Genomic DNA, 22,076 nt, shown 5'->3' with positions numbered 1-22,076 from the left:
CTGCACAATCGGCGCCGCGGGATGCTCCGCGGCGCCGAACCGCTTGCCATCTCAATCCATAAAACTGCCCCGGAGGGCTGATGGACGGTGCAGCTCCACTCTTTCGCATGGAAGGTATTTCCAAGCGCTATGGCGGCGTGCGTGCGCTGGAGAAGGCCGAACTTTCGGTCACATCGGGCAGCATCCACGGCATCCTCGGCGAAAACGGCGCCGGCAAATCGACGCTGATCAAGGTCATGGCCGGCGTGGTGGCGCCCGACGAGGGCACGATGACGCTGGACGGGCGTGAGGTCAGCTTTGCCTCGCCGGCCGCGGCCAACCAGGCCGGCATCGTCTGCATCTTCCAGGAACTGTCGCTGGTCCCCGAGCTCAGCGTCGCCGACAACATCGTCATTTCCGATCCGCCGACCCGGTTCGGCATGATCGACCGCAAGGCGCAGCGCCGCATCGCCGAAGAGGCGCTGGCACGCGCGGGTGCGGCCGACATCCATCCGCTGGCGCTGGTCAAGGATCTTCCGCTTTCGAGACGGCAGATGGTCGAGATCGCCAAGGCATTGGCCAGGAAGCCGCGCATCCTGATCCTCGACGAGGCAACGTCGGCGCTGGCTGCCGCCGATGTCGCCAAGATCTTCGCGGTGCTGAAGCGGTTGCGTGGGGAAGGGCTGGCACTGCTCTACATCTCGCACCGGATGAACGAGATCGCAGAGCTCGCTGACCAGTGCACAGTGTTTCGCAACGGCCGCAATGTCGCCAGCTATGCCGCCGGCTCCAAGAGCGACAATGAGGTCGTCGAGCTGATGATCGGGCGAGAATACAGCCATATTTTTCCGCCCAAGCCAGTGCGCCTGCCGGCTACTGCTGTCCCGGTGCTTGAAGCGCGCAACCTGTCGTGGACAGACCGGCTGGACAATGTCTCGCTGACCGTCGCGGCCGGCGAGGTGGTGGGTCTCGGCGGCCTCGACGGCCAGGGCCAGCGCGAGTTGCTGCTTGCCTTCTTCGGCGTGCTGCGCGGTCTCTCCGGAGAGATCCTGATCGATGGCAAGCCGGTGGCGATCGCCAGTCCGGCGGCGGCGCGCGACGACCGGATCGGCATGGCGCTGATCCCCGAGGATCGCAAGACGGAAGGGTTGATGCTGCCGATGACGGTGCGCGAAAACCTGTCCTTCGCGGCTCTCGACCGGCTGTCCAAAGGCGGCATCATCGACCGCGCCGCCGAGCTGCGGCTGATCGACGACATGGTGGGGCTGCTGGCAATCAAGACGGCGGGCCTCGACATTCCGGTCGGCGCGCTGTCGGGCGGCAACCAGCAGAAGGTCGTCATCGCGAAATGGCTGATGCGCCAGCCGCGCATCATCCTGCTCAACGATCCGACGCGCGGTATCGATGTCGGCACCAAGCAAGAGCTGTATCAACTGATGCGCAAGCTTGCGGACGCGGGTGCCGCTATCCTGTTCTACTCAACCGACTATGACGAGCTGATCGGCTGCTGCGACCGGGTGCTGGTGCTCTATGACGGCGCGGTCAAGCGAGAGCTGGTCGGCGCGGAGATCACCGAACGGGCGCTGATCGCCAGCGCGCTCAACATCCATGGCGGCGACGCCACCTCTAGCCACGGAGCGGACGCGTGAAGGATTGGCGCTACTGGCTTGCCGAACAACGCGGAACGCTGCTGGCGTTCGCCATCTTCATCCTCATGTTCGCGATCTACACCGCGAACCATCCGGCGGGATTTACCGCCAATGTCGTTCAGACGGCCTCCAACAAGGGCGTGCTGCTCGCCTTCGTCGCCATGGCGCAGACGCTGGTGGTGATCACCGCCGGCATCGACCTTTCCGTCGGCATGATCTTCACGCTGACCAATTGCCTCGCCTCCTGGCTGGTCATCGGCACCGGCCTCGAGACCGCCTTGGGCGTCGTCGCCGTGCTCGGCACCGGGCTGTTGTGCGGCGCGATCAATGGCGCCATCGTCATCTACGGCCGACTGCAGCCGATCGTGGCCACCATCGCCACGGGTGCCGTCTATTTCGGCATCGCACTGCTGCTCAGGCCGTTCCCTGGCGGATCGGTCAATGAGGATCTGGCCGATGCGCTCACCGGGCGCCTGTTCGGCGTGGTGCCGGCGAGCCTGGTCGCGCTGTTCGCCGTGGTGCTGATCGTCTGGGTGCCGTTCAGCCGTTCGGTGCTCGGCCGTGCCGCTTACGCAGCAGGCTCATCCGAGACGGCGGCCTACATGTCAGGTGTGCCGATCCGGCGCGGCAAGTTCGCCGCCTACGCGCTTGCCGGGCTGCTGGCGGCGATCGGCGGGCTGTTCCTGACCTTCTTCACCTATACGGGCGACGCGGCCTATGCCAGCGGCAACGCCTACACGCTGTTCTCGATCGCCGCCGTCGTGCTGGGCGGCGTTTCGCTGTTCGGCGGCAAAGGCAGCGCCATCGGCGCCATCTTCGGCGCGCTCGCCTTCCGCACCATCGGCGACCTGCTGTTCGTTTTCGATTTCGACCCGCTCTGGCAGCCGCTGTTCCAGGGCGTTATCCTGCTGATCGCGGTCAGCCTCGGCGCCTTCGCCCTGTTTCGGGTCCGCAACCGGCTGGAGTGGTTCCTGTGAGCGAGACGACCATCGGCGGCATCGCAGGGCGCATGCCGAAATTCATCCGCCGCGCCGATCCCGCGGTGCTCACCGCCTTTGCCTGCATCGTGCTGTTGCTGTTTCTAGGCAGCCTCTATTCCAGAAGCTTCCTGTCGCCGGAATATCTGTTGCAGCAGCTCAAGGTGGCGTCGTTCCTTGGTGTCATCGCCACCGGCATGATGCTGGTCATCCTGCTCGGCCAGATCGATCTGTCGGTGCCGTGGTCGGTGGCGGTCGGCGCCATGATGGCGGCCGCGGCGGCGGCCTATGGCCCGATCGGTGTGGCGCTGGCCATTCCCTTTGGCATCTTTTGCGGCGTGCTGATCGGCATCGTCAACGGCATCGGTGTCGCCTATCTGCGCATCCCCTCGATGATCATTACGCTCGCCACCAACGCCGTCGCGCAAGGGCTCATGGTCGTCTATACCGGTGGCTTCTCGCCACAGGATTCGGCCACCGGCGCCATGCGTTATCTCGCGACAGGTTTTGCCATTCCGGGCGTGCCCAACGCCGTCATCATCTGGGCGTTGATCGGTGCTGCGATGGTGCTCATGCTGACCCGCACCAGCTTCGGCCGCAGCGTCTACGGCATCGGCAACCGCGAGCGTGCCGCCTATCTCTCCGGCATCGACACAAGGCGCGTGGTGATGATCGCCTTCGCCATATCGGGCGGGCTGTCCGCCTTTGGCGGGGTGCTTCTCGCCGGCTATGCTTCCAAGGCGGCGCAGTCGATGGGTGATGCCTATCTGCTGCCGTCGATCGCCGCCGTGGTGCTTGGCGGCACCTCGATCCTCGGCGGCCGCGGCTCCTATCTCGGCACCGTCGCCGGCGTCATCCTGATCACGCTGCTACAGTCCATCCTGTCGGTCATGCAGATGCCCGAGGCCGGCCGGCAGATCATCTATGGTGTCGTCATCGTCGCCATGCTCCTGCTCTACGGCCGCGCGCCGGCAAGCCGCTGACCGTGGACGAAAAGACGGCACAGGCGCCAACGGGCGCTCCCGGCTCGGTGCCTCGGGCCATCGTGGTCATGGGCGTCGCCGGCTGTGGCAAGTCGGCCGTCGGCAAGGCGCTGGCAGCAGCCGAAGGGGCCGTCTTTGTCGAAGGCGACAGGCTGCACCCGCCCGAAAACGTCGCGCGCATGGCGAGCGGCGAGCCGCTCACCGATCAGCTGCGCGAAGGCTGGCTCGATGCCATTGGCGAGCGGATCGCGGATTTGGCCGGCAGCGGCCAAAGCGTGGTCGCCGCCTGCTCGGCGCTGAAGCGCAGCTATCGCGAACGTCTGCGCGGCTTTCGCCGGGATATCGTGTTCGTCTATCTGGAGATTGATCGCGTCACCGCCAAGCGGCGCGTCGCCGCCCGCAAGGGGCATTTCATGCCGGCAAGCCTAGTCGAAAGCCAGTTCGCCATCCTTGAGCCGCCTGGTGCCGACGAGCAGGCGCTGACGGTCGACGCCACGCTTCCAGTGGCCGACATCGTTAGCGCCGTTGCCAGCCTGCTGGCCGGCGCAAAATCATGAACCACCGTCATCGGGCAAGGCGTTTTCCGGCCGTTCGGTGAACCGGTCGGCGCCGGACCAGATCATCATTTGCTCGGGGTAGAGTTTCAGCGCCTCCAGCAAGCGGTCGCGCTTGAGCAGGATGTACTCGGCCTGCAACGCCATGTTCTTGGCGCCGCCGGCTCTTGTCGTGGGCTCAGCGGTTCCCGCCGGGGCCGGCACCAGTTCGGGACTCAGGATAGCGCGGTACTGGCGGAACGGATCGGTCTCGAAGGTCGACATGGAAAACAGCGCCGCCTTGCCTCTGGCGGCGAAATTCGTCGGCGCCGAGGCGAGGTGGGTCCAGCCGCTCTCGCCGATCCCGACTTCGGTGAATGTCGAACCGGCATGCACGGTGTTGGTCACCAGCACGACGCCGTTGTTGCCAAGGATCTTCTGGATCCGGCCGGTGACCTGGTAGGCATCGCCGCGATCGAAGACGATCCGGCTTTTCAGGAAACGGTTCTCGACCCGGACCATTGGCGGGTTCAGGAAGCGCAGGCCGAAGGTCGAGTCGGAGATGCCGTGAGCGCTGACACTGAGCTGGTGCGCCTCGATGCCGGCTTCATAAAGCGCGCGCTTGCCGATGATGGTCTGGGCCGTGAACTGATCGCACCAGATGATGGCGCCGTGGCCGCGCTTCAGCGCCGCTTGAAGGCCCTCCAGGCCCTCCAGGCCCTCAAGCCGGATATCGGGTGACCAGCGGCGGCCGACGAGATGCGCGGCAAGCAGCAATCGCCTGCGGTGGTTGGCGTAGAGCAAGGCCCTGAACTGCCTTTGCGCATCGATGCCGTTGCCGAGCACCGCGCGCGTCGCGGCGGCGTAGCGCACGAAGTCCTTGCGGATATGGCGCTTGAGGCGCAGCCCCGATACGCGGCTGCAGATCGCTGCCCACCAACTGACTGGCAGCAATGCCGCGACGCCGAGATAGAAGGCGGCCAGCACCAGCTCGCGAAAATCCCTGTTGTTGAAGGTACGTAACTTGCCGGGGCGAACCAGCTTGCGGCTGAAGAAGCGCACATGCTCGGCCCGCTCGGGCACCAGGAGATCGGCGATGATTTCAGTATGGTAAATGACGGCGGACGATGGTGTCCGATCGGCTTTCCGGGATTTTCCCAACCACGGCAGCCTCATCCGACCGGTGTCCACCTGTTCTTGCGCGTCGAAAATCGCTTTACTGCGTCTGCCACGAGCGCGCAATCGGCGCCGGCAGGCCATGGTGAACGCCATTCAGGGTTCGAACTTATCTAAATCTGCGACGTCAGTTCGACCGGAAAATCGTCATTGTCGGCATCGCGCATGGCGGCGAGGCTTCTGTTATCCAGCACCTCGGCGATGGCCTGGCGCACCTCCAGCATCATGTGCCGGACCTGGCAGGTCGCCTCGTCGCAATCCTCGCAGCGCTGGTACTGGGTGCGGCTGGCGCAAGGGATCGGCGCGAGCGGTCCGTCAAGCACGCGCACGACGTGGCCGATCTTGATCTCGGAAGCGGGCCGGGCGAGGCGATAGCCACCTTCCTTGCCCTTGCGGCTCAGGACGAAGCCGGCATTGCGCAGTTCGCCCAGAATCGCATCCAGGAATTTCTTCGGGATGTTGTTGGCGACCGCAATGTCGTTGACGAATGCAAGCTGGCCGACCGGCAGGCCGGAAAGATGCACGAGGGCCTTGAGGCCATATTTGCCTTTTTTGGTAAGCATGCCCGATTCAGTTCATGAAAACCCCAACCACCCGCATCTGGCGGTTGTTTGTGTGCAAATCATGACGTTTCGCCTGAACAACCCGGTTTCGCGTAGAACAAGCCGCCCGGTTGAGAGGTTAGGCACAAAGGCGTTGATTCTTTGTAACGTTTTTCACATATGCCGCCGGATTCGGGCGGAAAGCCGTTTGTCGGCGCGCAAAAACGAAAAAGCCGGCAAAGAGCCGGCTTTCCTGTTCAGGTCGGACGCTGCTGCTGTCAGCGGCTGCCATAAGTCTGGTCGAGCAGGCCGCCGGCGGCGAAGTGTTCCTTCTGCACCTTGTCCCAGCCGCCGAACACGTCTTCGACCGTCAGCAGGCGGACATCGGGGAAGTCAGCCTTGTATTTGGCCGCGACTTCAGCATTGCGGATCCTCAGGCCATTTTCAGCCGCAATATTCTGGCCCTCCGGCGTGTAGAGGAAGTCTAGATAGGATTTAGCCAGATCGCGCGTACCGTGCTCGTCGGCGACCTTGTCAACGATGGCCACCGGGAATTCGGCGAGCAGGCTGACAGTTGGGGTAACCTGTTCGAACTTGTCGTCGCCATACTCCTTGCGGATGCCGCGCGTTTCCGACTCGAAGGTAATCAGCACGTCGCCGATCTCGCGCTGGACGAAGGTCGTGGTAGCGGCGCGGCCGCCCGTATCGAAGATCGGCACGTTGTTGAACAGCTTGGTGACGAACTCCTTCACCTTGGCGTCGTCGCCCTTGAAGGCCTCCTTGGCGTAGGCGGTCGCCGCCAGATAGGTGTAGCGCGCATTGCCCGAGGTTTTCGGGTTGGGGAAGATCACCTGCACGTCGTCGCGCACGAGGTCGTTCCAGTCCTTGATGTGCTTGGGATTGCCGGCACGCACCAGGAAGGACGGCAGCGAATAGAAGGGCGAGGCGTTGTCGGGGAAATCCTTCTGCCAGTCGGCGGAGACGAGGCTCTTCTTGACCAGGAAGTCGATGTCGGTGACCTGGTTGAAGGTGACGACATCGGCGCCAAGGCCTTCGGCAATGGCGCGCGCCTGGGCAGAAGTACCGGCATGCGACTGGTCGACGGTGACGCCGGGATGGCCGGCGATGAAGGCCTTGTTCACCTGGACAAACAATTCGCGCCCGACATCATAGGAAGCGTTGAGCAATTTGTCGGCCGACCAGGCTTGCGAGGAGGCGAGGAACAGGCTGGCGGCGGTGGCGACACTGAGGAAAAATCGCTTCATGAAAAAGGGGCTCCTTGAGAATGTCGGTTCGAATGCATCGATATAATGCGCCAACATAATAGGGCCATGTCCCGCGCGACCAGACACGGGGACGCGGCCTGCCATCCGGTGGTGAGAAAAAGTATTGCCGAAACAGCCGGTTGGTAGGATTTCCTTCCAAACGGATTCGCTTCGATCTGTTGACGAATGCTATGCCGCCGGAAACAGCTTCCACCGCCGCGGCCTGAACGCCACCCGGCTCTTCTGCGCCGCTGGATGGTCGACGGGGAGTTCGATCTCGACGCGCTGGCGTTCGCCGCCAATTTCGAGTTCGACGCGCCTGGTGCCGGCGACGCGGCGGCTGGCGGCGACCGTGCCGGCGATGCAGCCGCTGCACCCGTCGAGCAGTTCGACATCGTGCGGGCGGAAGTAGAGGACTGCCTCGCCACTCGGCGCATGCGGCGCGGACAGCCCGATCGGCCGGTCGGCGATCCAGACCTGACCGTCCTCGACCTTTACGGGAAGCGTGCTCGATTCACCGATGAAGGAGTAGACGAAGGGCGAGTTCGGCGTGTCGTAGATCTCGTCGGCGGAGCCGACCTGCTCGATGCGGCCCTGGCTCATCACCACGACGCGGTCGGCAAGCTCCAACGCCTCTTCCTGGTCGTGGGTCACAAAGACGGTGGTGTGGCCGGTGCGGTCATGGATCTCGCGCAGCCAGCGGCGCAATTCCCTACGCACCTGCGCATCGAGCGCGCCGAACGGCTCGTCGAGCAACAGCACCTTGGGTTCGATCGCCATGGCGCGGGCAAGCGCCACGCGCTGGCGCTGGCCGCCGGAAAGCTGTGCCGGGTAGCGCTTTTCCAGGCCGGAAAGCTGGACAAGGTCGAGGAGCTCTGAGGCGCGGCGGCGGATCTCTTGCGCCGTCGGCCGCGACGGTCCGTGCCGGACCTTGAGGCCGAAGCCGATATTGTCGGCGACCGTCATGTGCCGGAATAGCGCATAGTGTTGGAAGACGAAGCCGACATTGCGCTCCTGGATCGACTTCTGCGAGGCATCGTCGTCGCCGAAGAAGATCTTTCCGCGCGTCGGCCGCTCGAGCCCGGCAATCAATCTGAGCAGTGTCGTCTTGCCGGAGCCGGACGGCCCCAGCAGCGCGATCAGCTCACCCGACTTGATGTCAAGCGATACGTCATGGAGGGCCGGGAACCGGTCAAACTCCTTGCGCACGTTGGCAACGCGAACTTCCATGAAAATCCCTCTATCAGTGTCCGCGCGTCGCGGCGATCTCGGCGCCGTAGCGCATCTCGAGAAGTGTTTTCAAGACCAGCGTCACCAAAGCCAGGCCGGCAAGCAGCGAAGCGACAGCAAAGGCGCCGACGGCGTTGTACTCGTTGTAGAGGATTTCGACATGCAACGGCATGGTGTTGGTCAGCCCGCGTATATGGCCGGACACGACCGAGACCGCGCCGAATTCGCCCATCGAGCGGGCGTTGCACAGAAGCACGCCGTAGAGCAATCCCCATTTGACGTTGGGCAGCGTCACATACCAGAAAGTCTGCCAGCCATTGGCACCGAGCGAGAGCGCGGCCTCCTCATCGCCATTGCCCTGTTCCTGCATCAGCGGGATCAGTTCGCGGGCAACGAACGGGAAGGTGACGAAGACGGTGGCGAGCACGATGCCGGGCACGGCGAAGAGGATCTGGATGCCATGCGCCTTCAGCCATTCGCCGAGCAGCCCCTGAGCGCCGAACAAGAGCACGTAGACCAGGCCTGAGATGACGGGCGAGACGGAGAAGGGCAGGTCGATCAGCGTGGTCAGAAACGCCTTGCCTTTGAACTCGAACTTGGCGATAGCCCAGGCGGCGGAGATGCCGAAGACGACGTTGAGCGGCACGGCGATGGCCGCCACCAGCAGGGTCAGCCGGATCGCCGAACGCGTATCGGGATTGGAGAGCGATTCCGTGTAGGCGCCGAGGCCTTTGGCCAGCGCCTCATGAAAGACAATGATCAGCGGCAGGAGCACGAAGATGACGAGGAAGGCGAAGGCCACCGCCATCAGCAGCAACCGCACCGGCAGGCTTTCGGTCACCGCAGCCGACTGGCTTTCGTGATGCGGCTCGTAGGATTTGATCTCGGGATCAGCCATAACGCTTGCGGCTCCATGACTGCGCGAGATTGACGATCAGGAGCATCACGAACGACAGCAGAAGCATGATCGCTGCGATCGCGGTCGCCGCCGGATAGTTGTATTCCTCCAGCCGGATGACGATCAGAAGCGGCGCGATCTCCGATTTGTAGGGCAGGTTGCCGGCAATGAAGATGACCGAGCCGTATTCGCCGACGCCGCGCGCGAAGGCGAGCGAGAAGCCGGTGACGATGGCTGGCGCCAGTCCCGGAAACAGGATGCGGGTGATGATCTGGAAGCGGTTGGCGCCGAGCGTGGCGGCGGCCTCTTCGACCTCCTTGTCGATCTCCTCCATGATCGGCTGCACTGTGCGCACGACGAAGGGCAGGCCGATGAAGACCAATGCCACCACGATGCCGAGCGGGGTATAGGCGACCTTGATGCCAAGTGGCGCCAGGAGATGGCCGATCCAGCCATTGGGCGCGTAGAGCGTGGTCAGCGCAATGCCGGCCACCGCGGTCGGCAGGGCGAAGGGCAGGTCGACCATGGCATCGACGATGCGGCGGCCGGGGAAGCGATAGCGCACCAGCACCCAGGCGACGAGCGTGCCGAAGACGACGTTGACGGCTGCCGCGATGAAGGCGGCGCCGAAGCTGATTTCGAGCGCGTTGAGGGTCCGGCGATCGGTGGCGATCGCCCAGAAATCGGCCCAGCCGAGGGCTGCCGAACGCCACACGAGGCCCGACAAGGGGATGAGGATGATGAGCGTGAGGTAGGCAAGCGAGAAGCCGAGCGTCAATCCGAAACCCGGAATGACACTCGGCTGTCTGAATCGCCACCCCGCCTTGGCGGGTGCTGTGGTCATGTCGTCCTGATCTAGATTTTAGCTCACTGGGCCGGCTTGTAGATCTGGTCGAATATACCACCGTCGCCGAAATGATAAGGCTGCGCCTTCTTCCAGCCGCCAAAAAGCGGATCGTCGATGGAGATCAGCTTGATTTCAGGCGTTTTCGGAATATCCGCCGGATCCACCAGCTCGGGCTTGGCCGGACGATAGTGGTTCTTGGCGATGATCGTCTGCGCTTCCTTGGAATAGAGCCAGCCGAGATAGGCTTCCGCCACTTTGCGGGTGCCCTTGGCATCGACATTGGCGTCGACGATCGCCACCGGCGGCTCGGCCAGGATCGAGGTCGGCGGATAGACGATCTCGAAATTGTCGGCGCCGAATTCATTGAGCGCCAGATAGGCGTCGTTTTCCCAGCCGATCAGCACGTCGCCAATGCCCTTTTGCGCGAAGGTGACGGTCGAGCCGCGGGCGCCGGTGTCGAGCACTGGAGCGTTGGCGTAGAGCTTGCCGACGAATTCCTTGTTCTTGGCTTCGTCGCCGCCATCATTGGCATTGGCGTAGGCCCAGGCGGCGAGGTAGTTCCAGCGCGCGCCGCCCGACGTCTTCGGGTTCGGCGTGATCACCTGGACGCCGTCCTTGACCAGATCGCTCCAGTCATGGATGCCCTTCGGGTTGCCCTTGCGGACCAGGAAGATGATGGTCGAGGTGTAGGGGGCCGAATTGTTCTCGAACTTCTTGCGCCAGTCGGGATTGATCTTCTTCGACTTGGTGACGATGGCGTTGATGTCGCCTTCGAGCGCTAGCGTCACCACATCGGCGTCGAGGCCGTCGATCACGGCGCGGGCCTGGGCGCCCGATCCGCCATGCGATTGCTGGATGGTGACCGTCTCGCCGGTCTCGGCCTTCCAGTGCGCGACGAAGGCCTCGTCATAGGCCTTGTAGAGTTCGCGTGTCGGATCATAGGACACGTTGAGAATGGTGGTATCGGCAAACGCGAAACCGAGCGTGCCGAACTGGATCGATGTGGCGACCAGTGCGCCGAGCAGTTTCCTGAAATGAGGTTTGGTCATTTCCGCCTCCGTTGATGACGGCTGAACTCTATCGAATTGATAGAAATTAGATGCATTCAACGTTGCCTTTTTTGGCCCCTCGAAGCAATTTTTCGCCGATATTGCGCGCTGAGAGGAAACATTTTCCTCATATTAGCCTGGGCCGACTCCAGGCCGTCCGGCGCTATTTAGAAGCGGGCCGCGCTGAGGCAAGGCCGCCGCGGCGGAGATTCGCCGTAATACCGGGTGGTTTCAATTCGCAGTGACGGGGAAGTCGAAGCGCTGCTTTGGAAATGGCTCGTTCCCGAGCGTGTAGTGCCACCATTCCCGGGCATAATTCCTGAAGCCGCCGGCGCGCATGGCATCGAGCAGTCTTTTGCGGTTGGCCGCCGCATCGGCCGCGAGCGGGCGGTGGGCGGTTTCGCTCGCCGGATCGAAACAGTCGAAGCTGGTGCCGAAATCGAGCGTGCCGGCACCCGTAGCACCGCAGGCAGCGGATGATGTGCTTTTGCCATCGCTGCGGGCAATGGCGACATCGACGGTCGAGCCGCGTGAATGGGTGGACAGTTCGCCGATATAGCCCTTGGCGATGAGGTCGGCGCGCTTGACCTTGGGATACCATTGCGGGTCGGACGGGCCGCCTTCTTTGGTCCATTTGCCCATGTCGGCGACGGCGCGGGCCGGGCGGTAGCAGTCGAAGACGACCAGCGTCAGGCCGTCGGAAGCGAGCGTCTTTTTGCACGCCAGACAGCGCTTGCGCCGCCTGCCTTGTGAGGATGCAGACCGGCGCGTCGTAGCCGTCGGCCCTGCGATGCAGGAAGTTTTCCAGGCCGGCATAGCGGATGTCCTGCCGGATTGTAGGATCGACATCGGCAAGGCGGACAAAGCCGGCGGGCAGGGGATCGGCGGAGGCGGGGAGAGCGAAGACGAAAGGCATGAGGACGCAAAGTCCAATGCTTTGAATCGCCTGGCGCCATCTATTCAACGAACACCTTCACGCTGGCCGCGCGGCCCACGGCATCGATGACGGTGAGCGTCGAATAGCCGGCGCCGTCGGGCAGCCAGGTGGCGGTGCGGCGGCGGTCGATGCCGACGAGCGGCTTGCCGTTGGCAAGCCAGCGGAACGGCGCGCGGCCGCCTTGCAGTTTCAGCACTAGTGGCGAGGCCTCGGCGGAGTTGGTGGCGAGATCGACGCGGGCGCCGTTGGGTGGGAAGATGATGGTCGGGGCCGGCTCGGTCGGGCCTGCCTGTACCAGCCCGTCGGCGCCGGCGCCGAAGCGCGCCAGTGTCACCGGCAGATCTTCGCGTTTGGCCTTGACGACGCCGGCCGGCTGGCTGGGCAGCGGCACGGCGGCGAGGCCGGAGCGGACGAAGCCCTCGAACAGGATGGGGGCGGCAGAGACATAGCCGGACAGGCCGGGTACAGCACCGGCATCGGCGCGGCCGACCCAGACGCCCAGCACGTAGCGGCCGTCGAAGCCGACGGACCAGGCATCGCGATAGCCGTAGGAGGTCCCGGTCTTGTAGGCGATGCCGCGCTGCAGGGCGCCTTCGGGCGGCTTTACCCCCGACAAGATATCGGTGATCTGCCAGTTCGCCTGGGCGTCGAGAATGGTGGCGGTGGTGCGCTCGGCATTGGCGGGCTCGGTGCCGTCATGCAGCGTGTTCGCCTTGCCGCCATTGGCGAGCCCGGTATAGAGCTGGACGAGATCGCGCAGCGTCACGCCGACGCCGCCGAGGCCGATGGCGAGGCCCGGCGCCTCGTTGACCGGCAGCACCGGACTGACGCCGGCCTGGCGGAAGCGCGCCATCAGCCGTGCCGGGCCGACCGAGTCAAGCACACGGATCGCCGGCACGTTGAGCGACAATTGCAGCGCCTGGCGGATCGAGACATCGCCCTGGTACCCCATGTCGAAATTCTTCGGCCGGTAGCCGCCGAAATCGACCGGACTGTCCTCGATCAGCATTTCCTGCGCCACCAGCCCCTGCTCGAAGGCGAGGCCATAGATGAACGGCTTCAGCGTCGAGCCGGGCGAACGCACGATCTTGGTCATGTCGATCCAGCCGGAGCGGCTGGCGTCGAAGAAGTCGGCCGAGCCGACTTCGCCGAGGATATCGCCGGTGCGGGCATCGGCCATCACCATGGCGACGGACAGGCGAGGGCCGAGCTTGATGGCGGCATCGCGCGCCACCTGTTCCAGCCCTTGCTGGACGCTTTTGCGAATCGTCAGCTGCAGCGGCTTGCCGGGGACGGCTTTGGGCAGCATGGCGTAGGCGGCGTGCGGCGCCAGCGCCGGCAGTTTGCGGCGCAGGCCCGAGACATCGTCAAGTGCGGCGCGCGCGGCCTCACGCTCGCCAAGCAGACCGGATGAAACCATGCGGGTCAGCACGCGGTCGCGGGCGGCGTGGGCGATGTCGAGATTGCGGTCGGGCCGGCGCTTTTCCGGCAATTGCGGCAGCGCCACCAGCAAGGCGGCTTCCGAGACCGTCAGCCGCTTCGGCTCCTTGCCGAAATAGGCGAGGGACGCGGCGCGCACGCCTTCGAGATTGCCGCCATAGGGCGCCAAGGTCAGGTAGCGTTCGAGGATCTCTTGCTTGGACAGCCGCCGCTCGATCTGGATGGCACGCAGCATCTGCTTGAGCTTGGAGCCGAGGCTGCGGCTTTCGCGCGGCTCGATCAGGCGGGCGAGCTGCATCGACAGCGTCGAGCCGCCCGAGACGATATGGCCGTTGGTGACGAGCTGACCGGCAGCGCGCGCCAGCGCCAGCACGTCGACGCCATCATGGTCCCAGAAACGCTTGTCTTCATAGGTGACAAGCATGTCGACGAACTGCTTGTCGACCTGGTCGAGGTGTGTGTCGAGCCGCCAGTAGCCGTCCGGCGTGGCGAAGGCGCGCAACAGCTGGCCGTCGCGATCCTGGACTTCGGTCGAGACGGTGAGTTTTTCGGGCAGAGGTGGTGCGTAGGCGCGGTCGAGCCGCCAAAGGGTGGCGGCTGCAACCGAAAGGATCCCGGCGCAGGTAGCTGCGGTTATTGCGGTGCGGCGGAGAAATTTCCTCGAAAGCATGGCGCCGCCCCTCATTGTCCTGCCGGACATTTCTCCCCGTATAGAGACGGGGAGAAAGGGGCCTGCGCAGAGGTTTTCGCCAATTTCCAACGTTGCAGAAGGGGTGCCAACGATCGCAACAGCGCCCTTCTCCCCGTCACTGTACGGGGAGAAGGTGCCGGAAGGCGGATGAGGGGCAGCGCCATCGCTACGTCTATCAAGGCGCCTTACGGCGCCTTGATCTCCATCATGCCGGTGGCGGTGCGGGCCGAGTACTGCGGCCGGTACATGTCCTCCACCGTGGCTGCCGGATGGGCATAGGTGCCCGGCGTCACCGCACGCACGACATAGGCCAGCATGATGTTGCGGTCGCCGTCGCCGTCATTGGGGTTGAATGCCGCGACGAAACGGTCGTCGCGGAATTCGAGATGGGCAGCGTCGGTCTGCGCCAGCCAGGTGAAGTTCGACAATTGGGCGCTGGAAACAAGGCCCGGATTGTCGATCTCGAAGCCGGCCGGCAACAGGTCGGTGATCAGCAGGCGCGACGGCCAGCGGTTCTGCTCGTAGACCTTGAGCACGACCACGTAGCGTTCGTTCTGCGTCGCCTCGGTGACGTTGGCCTCGGTGCCATCGAGCTTGTAGTAGGTGCGATCGATGGTGAAGCCATCACCGCCAGCCGGCAACGGCTCTACCGGCGAGGCGACCGTGGTAACAACCGCCTGCAGCGGCGTGGTGCCGGTGTTGGCGATGGTCAGCGGGCTGTCGGCGATATCGGTGCCGCTCAGCTGTGTGGAATATCCACCGGCATGCGGCGCGCCGTTGACCGACAGCTTGATCGAATCGTTGCCCGACTTCAGCGCACGAGCCGCCAGAAGCATCCAGGACTCGTCTTGCGTGCTGGTCCAGCGGGCATCGGCGCGTTCCCCTGCCACCAGCTTGATCAGCTCCGGCACAATGGTCGGCACCGGCTTCGATTCGGCGGCGAGCGCCAGGATCGCGGCGCCGTCACGCAACCGCGAGCCGTAGTCGGACCGGTAGTAGTCGTAGTCGGTGGTCGACTTGGCCAGCTGCAGCGCCGTCTGGAAGGTCGCTTCCGAACGCTGCGCGTCGCCGTACAGCGCCAGGCTCGCTGCCAGCTGGGCGACGGCCATCGGGCTCGAGAAGGCTTCGAGCTTGGTGTCGGCGTAGTAGCGCAGATCGCCGACCGAGGCCTTCTTGTTGCGGGCCAGAACGTAGAGCGCGTAGGCGATCTCGCTGCCGCGGTCCTGAACGTCCTGGTCATAGCCGACCGAGTTCTGCAGATTGCTCAACGCCTGGCTCATCGCCAGGGCCGGCACGTCGTAGTTCTGCTCGCGCGCCCGGGTCAGGAAGTCGGTGACATAGGAATCGAGCCACAGATCGCCGGAGCCTGGACCCCACAGGCCGAAGCTGCCGGCCGAAGCCTGGTAGCTCAGCACCTTGTAGATGGCGGCCTGGACACGGTCGTGCAGGTCAGGATCGCTTTGCATGCCGATGCTTGATGCGACGTCGTTGACGTAGAGCAGCGGCATGGCACGGCTGGTGGTCTGCTCGGCGCAACCATAGGGGTAGCGGTCGAGCGTCATCAGCAGCGATGGCACGTCGAAGGCGGCGGCCTGCGAAACGCCGACGCTGATCGAGGCGCCGTCGAGCAGGCTTGCCGCGAGCAGCTCCTTGTCGACGCGCAGCGAGCCGCCGTTGCCCTTGAGGTCGACGACCAGACGGGTGGTGACAGGCAATTGCGCCGGGCGCACCGGCACATAGAGCGTCTGTTCCACCGAGGCGCCGTCGCCATGGGCGAGTTTGATGGTGATCGAGGCATTGCCCGCCGACTGTGCAATCAGCGGCACGGTCAGCGTCTGGCGCTTGCCCTTGGCCAGCGTCAGCTTTTCAGGCAGCGGCTTGTCACCGGTCGAGAGGTCGCCTGTCGTTGCGATCGACAAGGCATAGTCGCCTTCCGGGCCGTCCGTGTCGGCAACGTCGAGCCGCATGACGGCGGCATCGCCGGGCGCCAGGAAGCGCGGCAGGCCGGCAGTGATCACCACCGGATCGCGAACAATGACGTCGGTCGTGGCGTGGCCGACGGCATCCTTGGTCCAGGCGACGGCCATGACGCGCACGGTGCCGTTGAACTGCGGGATATCGAAGTCGATCCTTGCCTTGCCGTCGGCGTCGAGCTGGACCGGGCCGGAGAAGAAGGCCACCAGCTTTTCGGTTGGCGGGCTGCCTTGCGTCTGCATGGCGGCGCCGTCACCGCCGGTCCTGAGCTTGCCGGTGGTGCCGAGCGAGCCGTCGATGAGGCGGCCATAGATGTCGCGGACTTCAAGCCCGAGCATGCGCTGGCCGAAATACCAGTCCTCTGGGTCCGGCACCTTGTAGTTGGTGAGGTTCAAAATGCCGACATCGACGGCCGCGACCGTGACATAGGCATTGCTGCCGGGTGCAACGCCGGCCACTGCGACCGGGATCGACAGCTGCTGGCGCGGCATCGTCTTGTCCGGCGGCGTGAGCGTAACGGCGAGCTTCTTCGAGCTCGGATCGACCGTCAGCCATTTCACGCCGATGGCGCGGGCCGGCATGCGCGTTTCCTGCGCATCGCCGGGCCGGAACAGGGTCGCGGTGATGTAGGCGCCGGCGCCCCAGTCGTCGCCGACCGGGATGTCGACGGTGCTGCCGCCGGCCGGCACGGTCGCCGTGACAGTCTTGAGCAGCTTGTCGGCGCCGATGGTGACCAGCAGTTCGCCGGCAAAATGCGGCGACACTTTCAGCTTGGCTACTTCGCCAGCGGCATAAGCGTCCTTGTCGAGGGCGATCTCGAGGCCATCAGGCGTTTCGGTGGAGGTCGAGGAGACATACCAGCCGGCGTCGAACTCATAGCTGGTCGCCGGGCCCTCGGGGTCGGCGGTCTCGATCTCGAGCCGGTACTGGCCCCAGTCGACCGGCATCGTCACGGTCGCCTCGGCATCGGCGCTGAGATCGACCTGGCCGCTGGCGATCGACTTGGTGAAGGTCACTGGCTCGTAGTTCCAGGAGTTGTTGGAGCGGTACCACTGGTAATTGCGTTCGACCTTGACCAGCGACCACTGCGCGCCTTTCAGCGTTTCGCGGTTGCCGTCGGGATCGACCGCGATCAGGCTGAATTTGGCGGTGCCGCCCTGCGGCACTTCATTGTCCTCGAAATCCGGACGGATGCCGATCATGTGGCCCTGCGGGCGAATGCCGATGTTGAGCGACCGCTCGATGGCGCGGCCGCCGGTTTCGCGCATGCGCACCGTGACCTTGGCGTCGACCAGCTTGGTCGTCGCGGGCAATTGGTCAACCGTGACCGGGAAGGTCGCCTTGCCGTCATCGCCGACCACGGGAAGACCGATGAACGGGGTGACCGAAGGTTCGGCCGACTGCTCGTCGGCGAGGCCGAACGAATAGCCGGCGAAACGGTCCCAGTCGCGCGCCGTCGACAGCGTCAGCTCGCCTTCGAGGGCGAGGCCGGCTGCCGGTGCGCCATAGAGGAAGCGGCCGTCAATGTTGATATTGGCGGTTTCGCCCTGTGCGATCTCCTGCTTGTCGGACTTCATGTCGAACTCGATGCGATCCGGCACGAAGTCTTCGACCAGGAACATCTGGCTGGAGACGGCGGCCTGCTTGGGATCGGTATAGATCGACACCGTCCAGGTGCCGCGCATGGCGTTGGCTTCGAGGGGCAGGTCGACTGCATAGCCGCCGGCCGACACGCCGTCGGCGACAATGCGGCGGTTCTCGACGCCGTCAGGGCGGGTGAAGATGAAGGTCAGCGGCAGGTTCTCGACCGCCTTGGAGGCGCCGTCGCGGGCAAGGGCGGCGACATGCACATCCTCGCCGGCGCGGTAGATGCCGCGTTCGGTCCAGGCATAGACATCGAGCGCACCAGGTGCTGCCCGCCCGGAGACGCCGCGATCGGAAAGATCGAAGCCGGCGCGGCCCATGTCGAGGAAGACGAAGTCGTTGTCGCCCTGCTTGGCCATCAGCACGGCCGGCACCATGCCGCCGTCGCCGCGCGTCAGGCCGGGGTTGAAGACGGCATGGCCTTCGGCGTCCGAGGTCGCAGTGCCGAGGATTTCATTGTTCCTGGCCAGCAGCGTCAGTTCGGCGCCGGCGATCGGCTTGGCGGTGCCGAGCGAGCGGGCAAAGACATTCAGCCCGTCCTGGCCGGTGTAGGTCGACAGGCCAATGTCGGAAACGACGAACCACTGGGTGGCAAGCGAATTGTAATTGTCGTCGCCATTGTCGTTGACCGGTTGCGCGGTCAGCACATAGACGCCGGGCTTGCGCTGAGGCAAGGCCTCGTCGACCGGGAACGACGTCGTGACGTCCTTGTTGAGGTCGTTGGCGATGTCGAGCTGGCCTTGCCAGACAGGCTCGCCCATCTGGTCGGAAATGCTTGAAATGTCGTAGCCGTCGAGCTGCTTCAGGAACTGGTAGCCGGACAGAAGCTGCGCCAGCGAACGATCGCCGATGCGATAAAGCTTCATCTGCGCGGCGTTCATGTTGACGGTGACGACCGGAATGCCGCGGCGGGCGCCGGCCGGCAGCACGAAGCTGTCGCCGGTGAAGCGGGCGGACGGTGCACGGTCCTGAACATAGATCGACAGCACGACCGGCGCGGCGGTGACCTCGCCGATTGCGGCCGGCAGGCCGGCGCGGAAGGTCACTTCATAATGCTGGCCATGCTCCAGACCTTCGACGCAGATCTGCTTGTCCTTGGCTTCGACGCCCTTGGGCGGCTGGTTGTCGACGGTGACGAACTGGGCGTAATCGACGCCGGTCTTGACCAGCTCCTCGGAGAACTGCGCGCAAATGCGCGGCGCGCTGGTGTCGGCATCGATGGAGTGATCGATGACGCGGAAGCCCTTGCGGGCCTTGAGATCCTCATATTCTGCCTTGACCGCCGGCGAACTGACCAGCGCGAGGCTCGCCTCATAGGCCTGCAGGGCCGGACGGTAGAGATCGCGGCGGTCGAGGCCGTTACCCATCAGTGCCAGCACCTCGGCGCGGGTCTTGGTGGTGCGCAGCAATTTGTAGGCGTTGAAGGCTGCCGACGTACCCTTGACCGGCAAATTATAAGCTCCCGAGCTGCCATTGGCCGGCTGCTGGGCAAGCGTTTCGCGGGCCAGGCCGAGCCACAGCCGGCCGTCATCGGGCAGGACCGAAACGGCAGCCTCGTATTTGTTCATGGCCTGGGCATGGTCGCCGGTCAGTGCGGCCTGTTCGGCCGCGGCGCGGAGCGCTTCCAGACCCTCGGTCGGCTTGTCATAGGCCGGATCGGTCAGCTTGTTGCGGTACTGCTGGGCCTGATCGGCCATCCAGTTGGGAAAGAAGACAAGTTCCGGCGGGGCGCCGATATCGGGATCACCATCGACATTGACGACCTTGCCGGCGACAGCGCCGCTGAAGGGTTTCAACTGGTTATAGTCGGATTTCAGGAAGCACCATCTGGCCTTGTTGTTGTAGGTGAAGGCGCGGCAGGCGGGGTCGCCGAGGCATGTGGTCTTGCACTGATCGAGGCTGACATTCTGGTCCGATCTGAGATCGAAACCGAAATAATCCGAATTGTTTGAGGTCACCACCCGGCGGGCTTCGGCCGCTTGCGCGACAGCTCCCCAGGCGAAAAAGAGAAGGATCAGGATAGACAGACCACGAGCCGCGCGCATTGCCATAACACCCTCCCAGACACTGCTGACGTCCAAGGCTTGTTCAAGCTTCAGTCAAGCTTGTCAACACGAGGACGGGCAGGTTTCCGCCCGCCAACGGTTCCCAAACCGGCAAATGACCGGTATGCCGACAGTTCATCCACAGGGAAGGGGATCACGCTTTCTTGCGGCAACGCAGAAGGTGTGAATTCCAAGCCCTGCCTATTTCAGACAATTGGATTGTGGCCCCTTTACGAGCGCTTCAAAACTTCATTCCAATTTTAGTTTTGTAACCTAGGTTGTCTTAATGCCGGCGTGTGAAGCGCAGATGTCGAAAGGAACCGCGCCACGGCGTGCGCTTTCGCGCGCGCTGATTCTGGCGTTGGCGTGCTCGACCGTGCTCGCCGCCGAATCGGGGTCGGCGGCGGCCTTCGAGATCTTCGGCATCAAATTGTGGGGTTCGTCTAACGACGAGGACGCCGATATCGTCGACCCGCTGCGCTATTCCGTCAGCATCGAGGCGCCCGATGCCGACAAGGACCTGGTCAAGAAGCTCGAAAACGCCTCGACGCTGAAAGCCGACGAGGAACGCCCGGTTTCCGGCTCGCTCGGCCTTTTGGCCAAGGCGCGCAGCGACCGCGAGCAGCTGGTCGCCGCCCTCTATTCAGATGCCCGCTATGAAGGCGTCGTGACCATCACCATCCAGGGCAAGGCGCTCGACGATCTGCCTCCGGATGCCGAATTTACCGGTCCGCAGCCGATTCCGGTGGTGATCAGCATCGCCAGCGGGCCCAAATTCACGCTCGGCAACATCCGGCTGGAAGGCGATGCCGCCGGGCTTGCGAGCGCCGATTTCGGCCTGATCGCTGGCGGCGATGCCGGTTCGGGTGCCGTGCTCAAGGCCGGAGCGCTGATTGTGCGGGCGCTGAAGCAGGAGGGCCGGCCGCTGGCTCGGATCACCGATCGGCAGATCGTCGCCGATCACAACACCTCGACGCTCGACGTGACGCTGACGGTGGCCGCCGGACCAGTGGCCGGCTATGGCGACACCAGTGTCGAGGGAACCGAGAAGGTCGACCGCGAGTTCACCGAATACATGACCGGGCTGAAACGCGGCCGGCAATACTCTCCTGACGAGATCGACGATGCCCGCGACAGGCTGCTCGGGCTGGAAGTGTTCAACAGCGTCACGCTGAAGGAAGCAGACCAGCTAGACGCCGACGGCAACATCCCGATCGGCGTCCAGGTCAGCGAGCGCAAGCCGCGCTATTTCGGCGTTGGCGGCACGTTCTCCAACACCGAGGGGCTCGGCCTCGAAGGCTATTGGGGCCATCGCAACCTGTTCGGCCGGGCCGAAAAGCTGCGCATCGACGGCAAGATCAGCGGTATCGGCAGCAACGATCTCAGCGAACTCAACTACAATGCCGGCATCATGTTCGAAAAGCCGGGGGTGGTCGGGCCAGCTTCAAAATTCATCGCCAGCGTCAAGACCGTGCTCGAACACCCCGATGCCTACGACCATTTCTCGATCAAGGGCAGCACCGGCCTGTCCTATGACATCGACAAGAAGCAGACGGTTTCGGCCGAAATCGCGCTCGACTATTCCAGGGTCACCGACACTTTCGGCAAGCACAAATACCTGATCGCCAGCATTCCGCTGCAATATGTCTATGATAACCGCGACAACCGCCTCAACCCGACCAGCGGCTTCAGGGTGCTGGCCTATGCCGAGCCGAGCTACGACATTATGAGCGGCGCCGCCTTCCTCAAGCTGAAGGGCGAGGGGTCGGCCTATCAGTCGCTCGACACGGCTTCGAAGTTCGTGCTTGCCGAACGTGTCGTCCTGGGTTCGATCGTCGGCACCAGCCTCGAACATGTTCCGGCCGACCGGCGCTTCTATTCCGGCGGCGGCGGTTCGGTGCGCGGCTATGCCTATCAGGGCATCGGTCCCAAGGACATCGACAATCAGCCGATCGGCGGGCTTTCCTTCTTCGAGACATCGGTCGAGATGCGCATCGCGCTCACCGACACGATCGGCATCGTGCCCTTCGTCGACGCCGGGACCGTCTCGACCAAATCGACGCCGGACTTTTCCGACATGAAGGTCGGCGCCGGCGTCGGCCTGCGCTACATTACGCCGTTCGGGCCGCTGCGCATCGACGCCGCCCTGCCGCTCAACCGCGACCGTGGCGATCCGCGTTTCGGCATCTATGCCGGCATCGGACAGGCTTTCTGACG

General features: G+C 64.2%; 14 protein-coding genes and 1 pseudogene. 5 read left to right on the top strand and 10 right to left on the bottom strand.

Annotation, left to right across the window (positions count from 1 at the left end; translation table 11 throughout):
• Positions 1–80: 80 nt before the first annotated feature.
• From AC1D1L_RS18925 to AC1D1L_RS18910, 4 genes are read left to right on the top strand one after another with little or no spacing between them, the layout of a single operon-like run.
• Positions 81–1,628, top strand: coding sequence for a sugar ABC transporter ATP-binding protein (locus tag AC1D1L_RS18925; protein ID WP_477342993.1), 1,548 nt, complete (start codon positions 81–83; stop codon positions 1,626–1,628).
• On the top strand, positions 1,625–2,605 hold the full coding sequence (locus AC1D1L_RS18920) for an ABC transporter permease (protein ID WP_352559870.1): 981 nt from the start codon (positions 1,625–1,627) through the stop codon (positions 2,603–2,605). Before AC1D1L_RS18925 ends, AC1D1L_RS18920 begins: the two co-directional genes overlap by 4 nt.
• Complete coding sequence (locus AC1D1L_RS18915; protein WP_112560474.1) at positions 2,602–3,588, top strand: ABC transporter permease; 987 nt, start codon at positions 2,602–2,604, stop codon at positions 3,586–3,588. Before AC1D1L_RS18920 ends, AC1D1L_RS18915 begins: the two co-directional genes overlap by 4 nt.
• Before the next feature lie 2 nt (positions 3,589–3,590).
• Positions 3,591–4,145, top strand: coding sequence for a gluconokinase (locus tag AC1D1L_RS18910; protein WP_477342992.1), 555 nt, complete (start codon positions 3,591–3,593; stop codon positions 4,143–4,145).
• Here AC1D1L_RS18910 and AC1D1L_RS18905 read toward each other — a convergent pair.
• From AC1D1L_RS18905 to AC1D1L_RS18860, 10 genes and pseudogenes are all read right to left on the bottom strand, one after another.
• The gene (locus tag AC1D1L_RS18905) at positions 4,140–5,297 is read right to left on the bottom strand and encodes a hypothetical protein (RefSeq protein ID WP_477342991.1); all 1,158 of its coding nucleotides are present in this window, start codon (positions 5,295–5,297) and stop codon (positions 4,140–4,142) included. The genes AC1D1L_RS18910 and AC1D1L_RS18905 overlap by 6 nt on opposite strands.
• Before the next feature lie 113 nt (positions 5,298–5,410).
• A complete protein-coding gene (locus AC1D1L_RS18900) occupies positions 5,411–5,860 on the bottom strand; it encodes an RrF2 family transcriptional regulator (RefSeq protein WP_112394487.1) in 450 nt (149 codons plus the stop codon).
• Positions 5,861–6,117: 257 nt separating this feature from the next.
• Entirely contained in the window at positions 6,118–7,104 is a 987-nt protein-coding gene (locus AC1D1L_RS18895; RefSeq protein ID WP_477342990.1) for a sulfate ABC transporter substrate-binding protein, read from the bottom strand.
• Between the two features lie 189 nt (positions 7,105–7,293).
• Positions 7,294–8,334, bottom strand: coding sequence for a sulfate/molybdate ABC transporter ATP-binding protein (locus AC1D1L_RS18890; protein ID WP_477342988.1), 1,041 nt, complete (start codon positions 8,332–8,334; stop codon positions 7,294–7,296).
• A 13-nt stretch (positions 8,335–8,347) separates the two neighbouring features.
• Positions 8,348–9,232: a sulfate ABC transporter permease subunit CysW gene (gene cysW / locus AC1D1L_RS18885; protein ID WP_112560300.1), complete on the bottom strand. Its 885-nt coding sequence runs from the start codon at positions 9,230–9,232 to the stop codon at positions 8,348–8,350.
• Positions 9,225–10,076, bottom strand: coding sequence for a sulfate ABC transporter permease subunit CysT (gene cysT / locus AC1D1L_RS18880; protein WP_477342986.1), 852 nt, complete (start codon positions 10,074–10,076; stop codon positions 9,225–9,227). Before cysT ends, cysW begins: the two co-directional genes overlap by 8 nt.
• A 23-nt stretch (positions 10,077–10,099) precedes the next feature.
• Complete coding sequence (locus AC1D1L_RS18875; RefSeq protein WP_477342985.1) at positions 10,100–11,128, bottom strand: sulfate ABC transporter substrate-binding protein; 1,029 nt, start codon at positions 11,126–11,128, stop codon at positions 10,100–10,102.
• Positions 11,129–11,359: 231 nt separating this feature from the next.
• Positions 11,360–12,044, bottom strand: a pseudogene (locus AC1D1L_RS18870) (M15 family metallopeptidase).
• A 40-nt stretch (positions 12,045–12,084) separates the two neighbouring features.
• Positions 12,085–14,175: a penicillin-binding protein 1C gene (gene pbpC, locus AC1D1L_RS18865; protein ID WP_477342984.1), complete on the bottom strand. Its 2,091-nt coding sequence runs from the start codon at positions 14,173–14,175 to the stop codon at positions 12,085–12,087.
• A gap of 206 nt (positions 14,176–14,381) precedes the next feature.
• Positions 14,382–19,865 (bottom strand): alpha-2-macroglobulin family protein, encoded by a 5,484-nt coding sequence (locus AC1D1L_RS18860; protein ID WP_477342983.1) that lies wholly within the window; start codon positions 19,863–19,865, stop codon positions 14,382–14,384.
• Positions 19,866–20,145: 280 nt separating this feature from the next.
• On the opposite strand from AC1D1L_RS18860, the gene AC1D1L_RS18855 reads away from it, so the two are divergent.
• Positions 20,146–22,074, top strand: coding sequence for an autotransporter assembly complex protein TamA (locus AC1D1L_RS18855; RefSeq protein WP_477342982.1), 1,929 nt, complete (start codon positions 20,146–20,148; stop codon positions 22,072–22,074).
• The last annotated feature ends 2 nt before the right edge of the window (positions 22,075–22,076 follow it).

The sequence above is a fragment of the Mesorhizobium sp. P2_D6 genome (assembly GCF_056404315.1).
Note: the sequence above shows the minus strand (reverse complement) of the source record. Positions and strands in the feature narration are given on the sequence as shown.

Excerpts from the sequence above, each read along its gene's own strand:
- AC1D1L_RS18925 (WP_477342993.1), top strand. The coding sequence starts at position 81 with ATGGACGGTGCAGCTCCACTCTTTCGCATGGAAGGTATTTCCAAGCGC.
- AC1D1L_RS18905 (WP_477342991.1), bottom strand. The coding sequence starts at position 5,297 with ATGAGGCTGCCGTGGTTGGGAAAATCCCGGAAAGCCGATCGGACACCA.
- AC1D1L_RS18900 (WP_112394487.1), bottom strand. The coding sequence starts at position 5,860 with ATGCTTACCAAAAAAGGCAAATATGGCCTCAAGGCCCTCGTGCATCTT.
- AC1D1L_RS18895 (WP_477342990.1), bottom strand. The coding sequence starts at position 7,104 with ATGAAGCGATTTTTCCTCAGTGTCGCCACCGCCGCCAGCCTGTTCCTC.
- AC1D1L_RS18890 (WP_477342988.1), bottom strand. The coding sequence starts at position 8,334 with ATGGAAGTTCGCGTTGCCAACGTGCGCAAGGAGTTTGACCGGTTCCCG.
- cysW (WP_112560300.1), bottom strand. The coding sequence starts at position 9,232 with ATGGCTGATCCCGAGATCAAATCCTACGAGCCGCATCACGAAAGCCAG.
- cysT (WP_477342986.1), bottom strand. The coding sequence starts at position 10,076 with ATGACCACAGCACCCGCCAAGGCGGGGTGGCGATTCAGACAGCCGAGT.
- AC1D1L_RS18875 (WP_477342985.1), bottom strand. The coding sequence starts at position 11,128 with ATGACCAAACCTCATTTCAGGAAACTGCTCGGCGCACTGGTCGCCACA.
- pbpC (WP_477342984.1), bottom strand. The coding sequence starts at position 14,175 with ATGCTTTCGAGGAAATTTCTCCGCCGCACCGCAATAACCGCAGCTACC.
- AC1D1L_RS18860 (WP_477342983.1), bottom strand. The coding sequence starts at position 19,865 with ATGGCAATGCGCGCGGCTCGTGGTCTGTCTATCCTGATCCTTCTCTTT.
- AC1D1L_RS18855 (WP_477342982.1), top strand. The coding sequence starts at position 20,146 with ATGCCGGCGTGTGAAGCGCAGATGTCGAAAGGAACCGCGCCACGGCGT.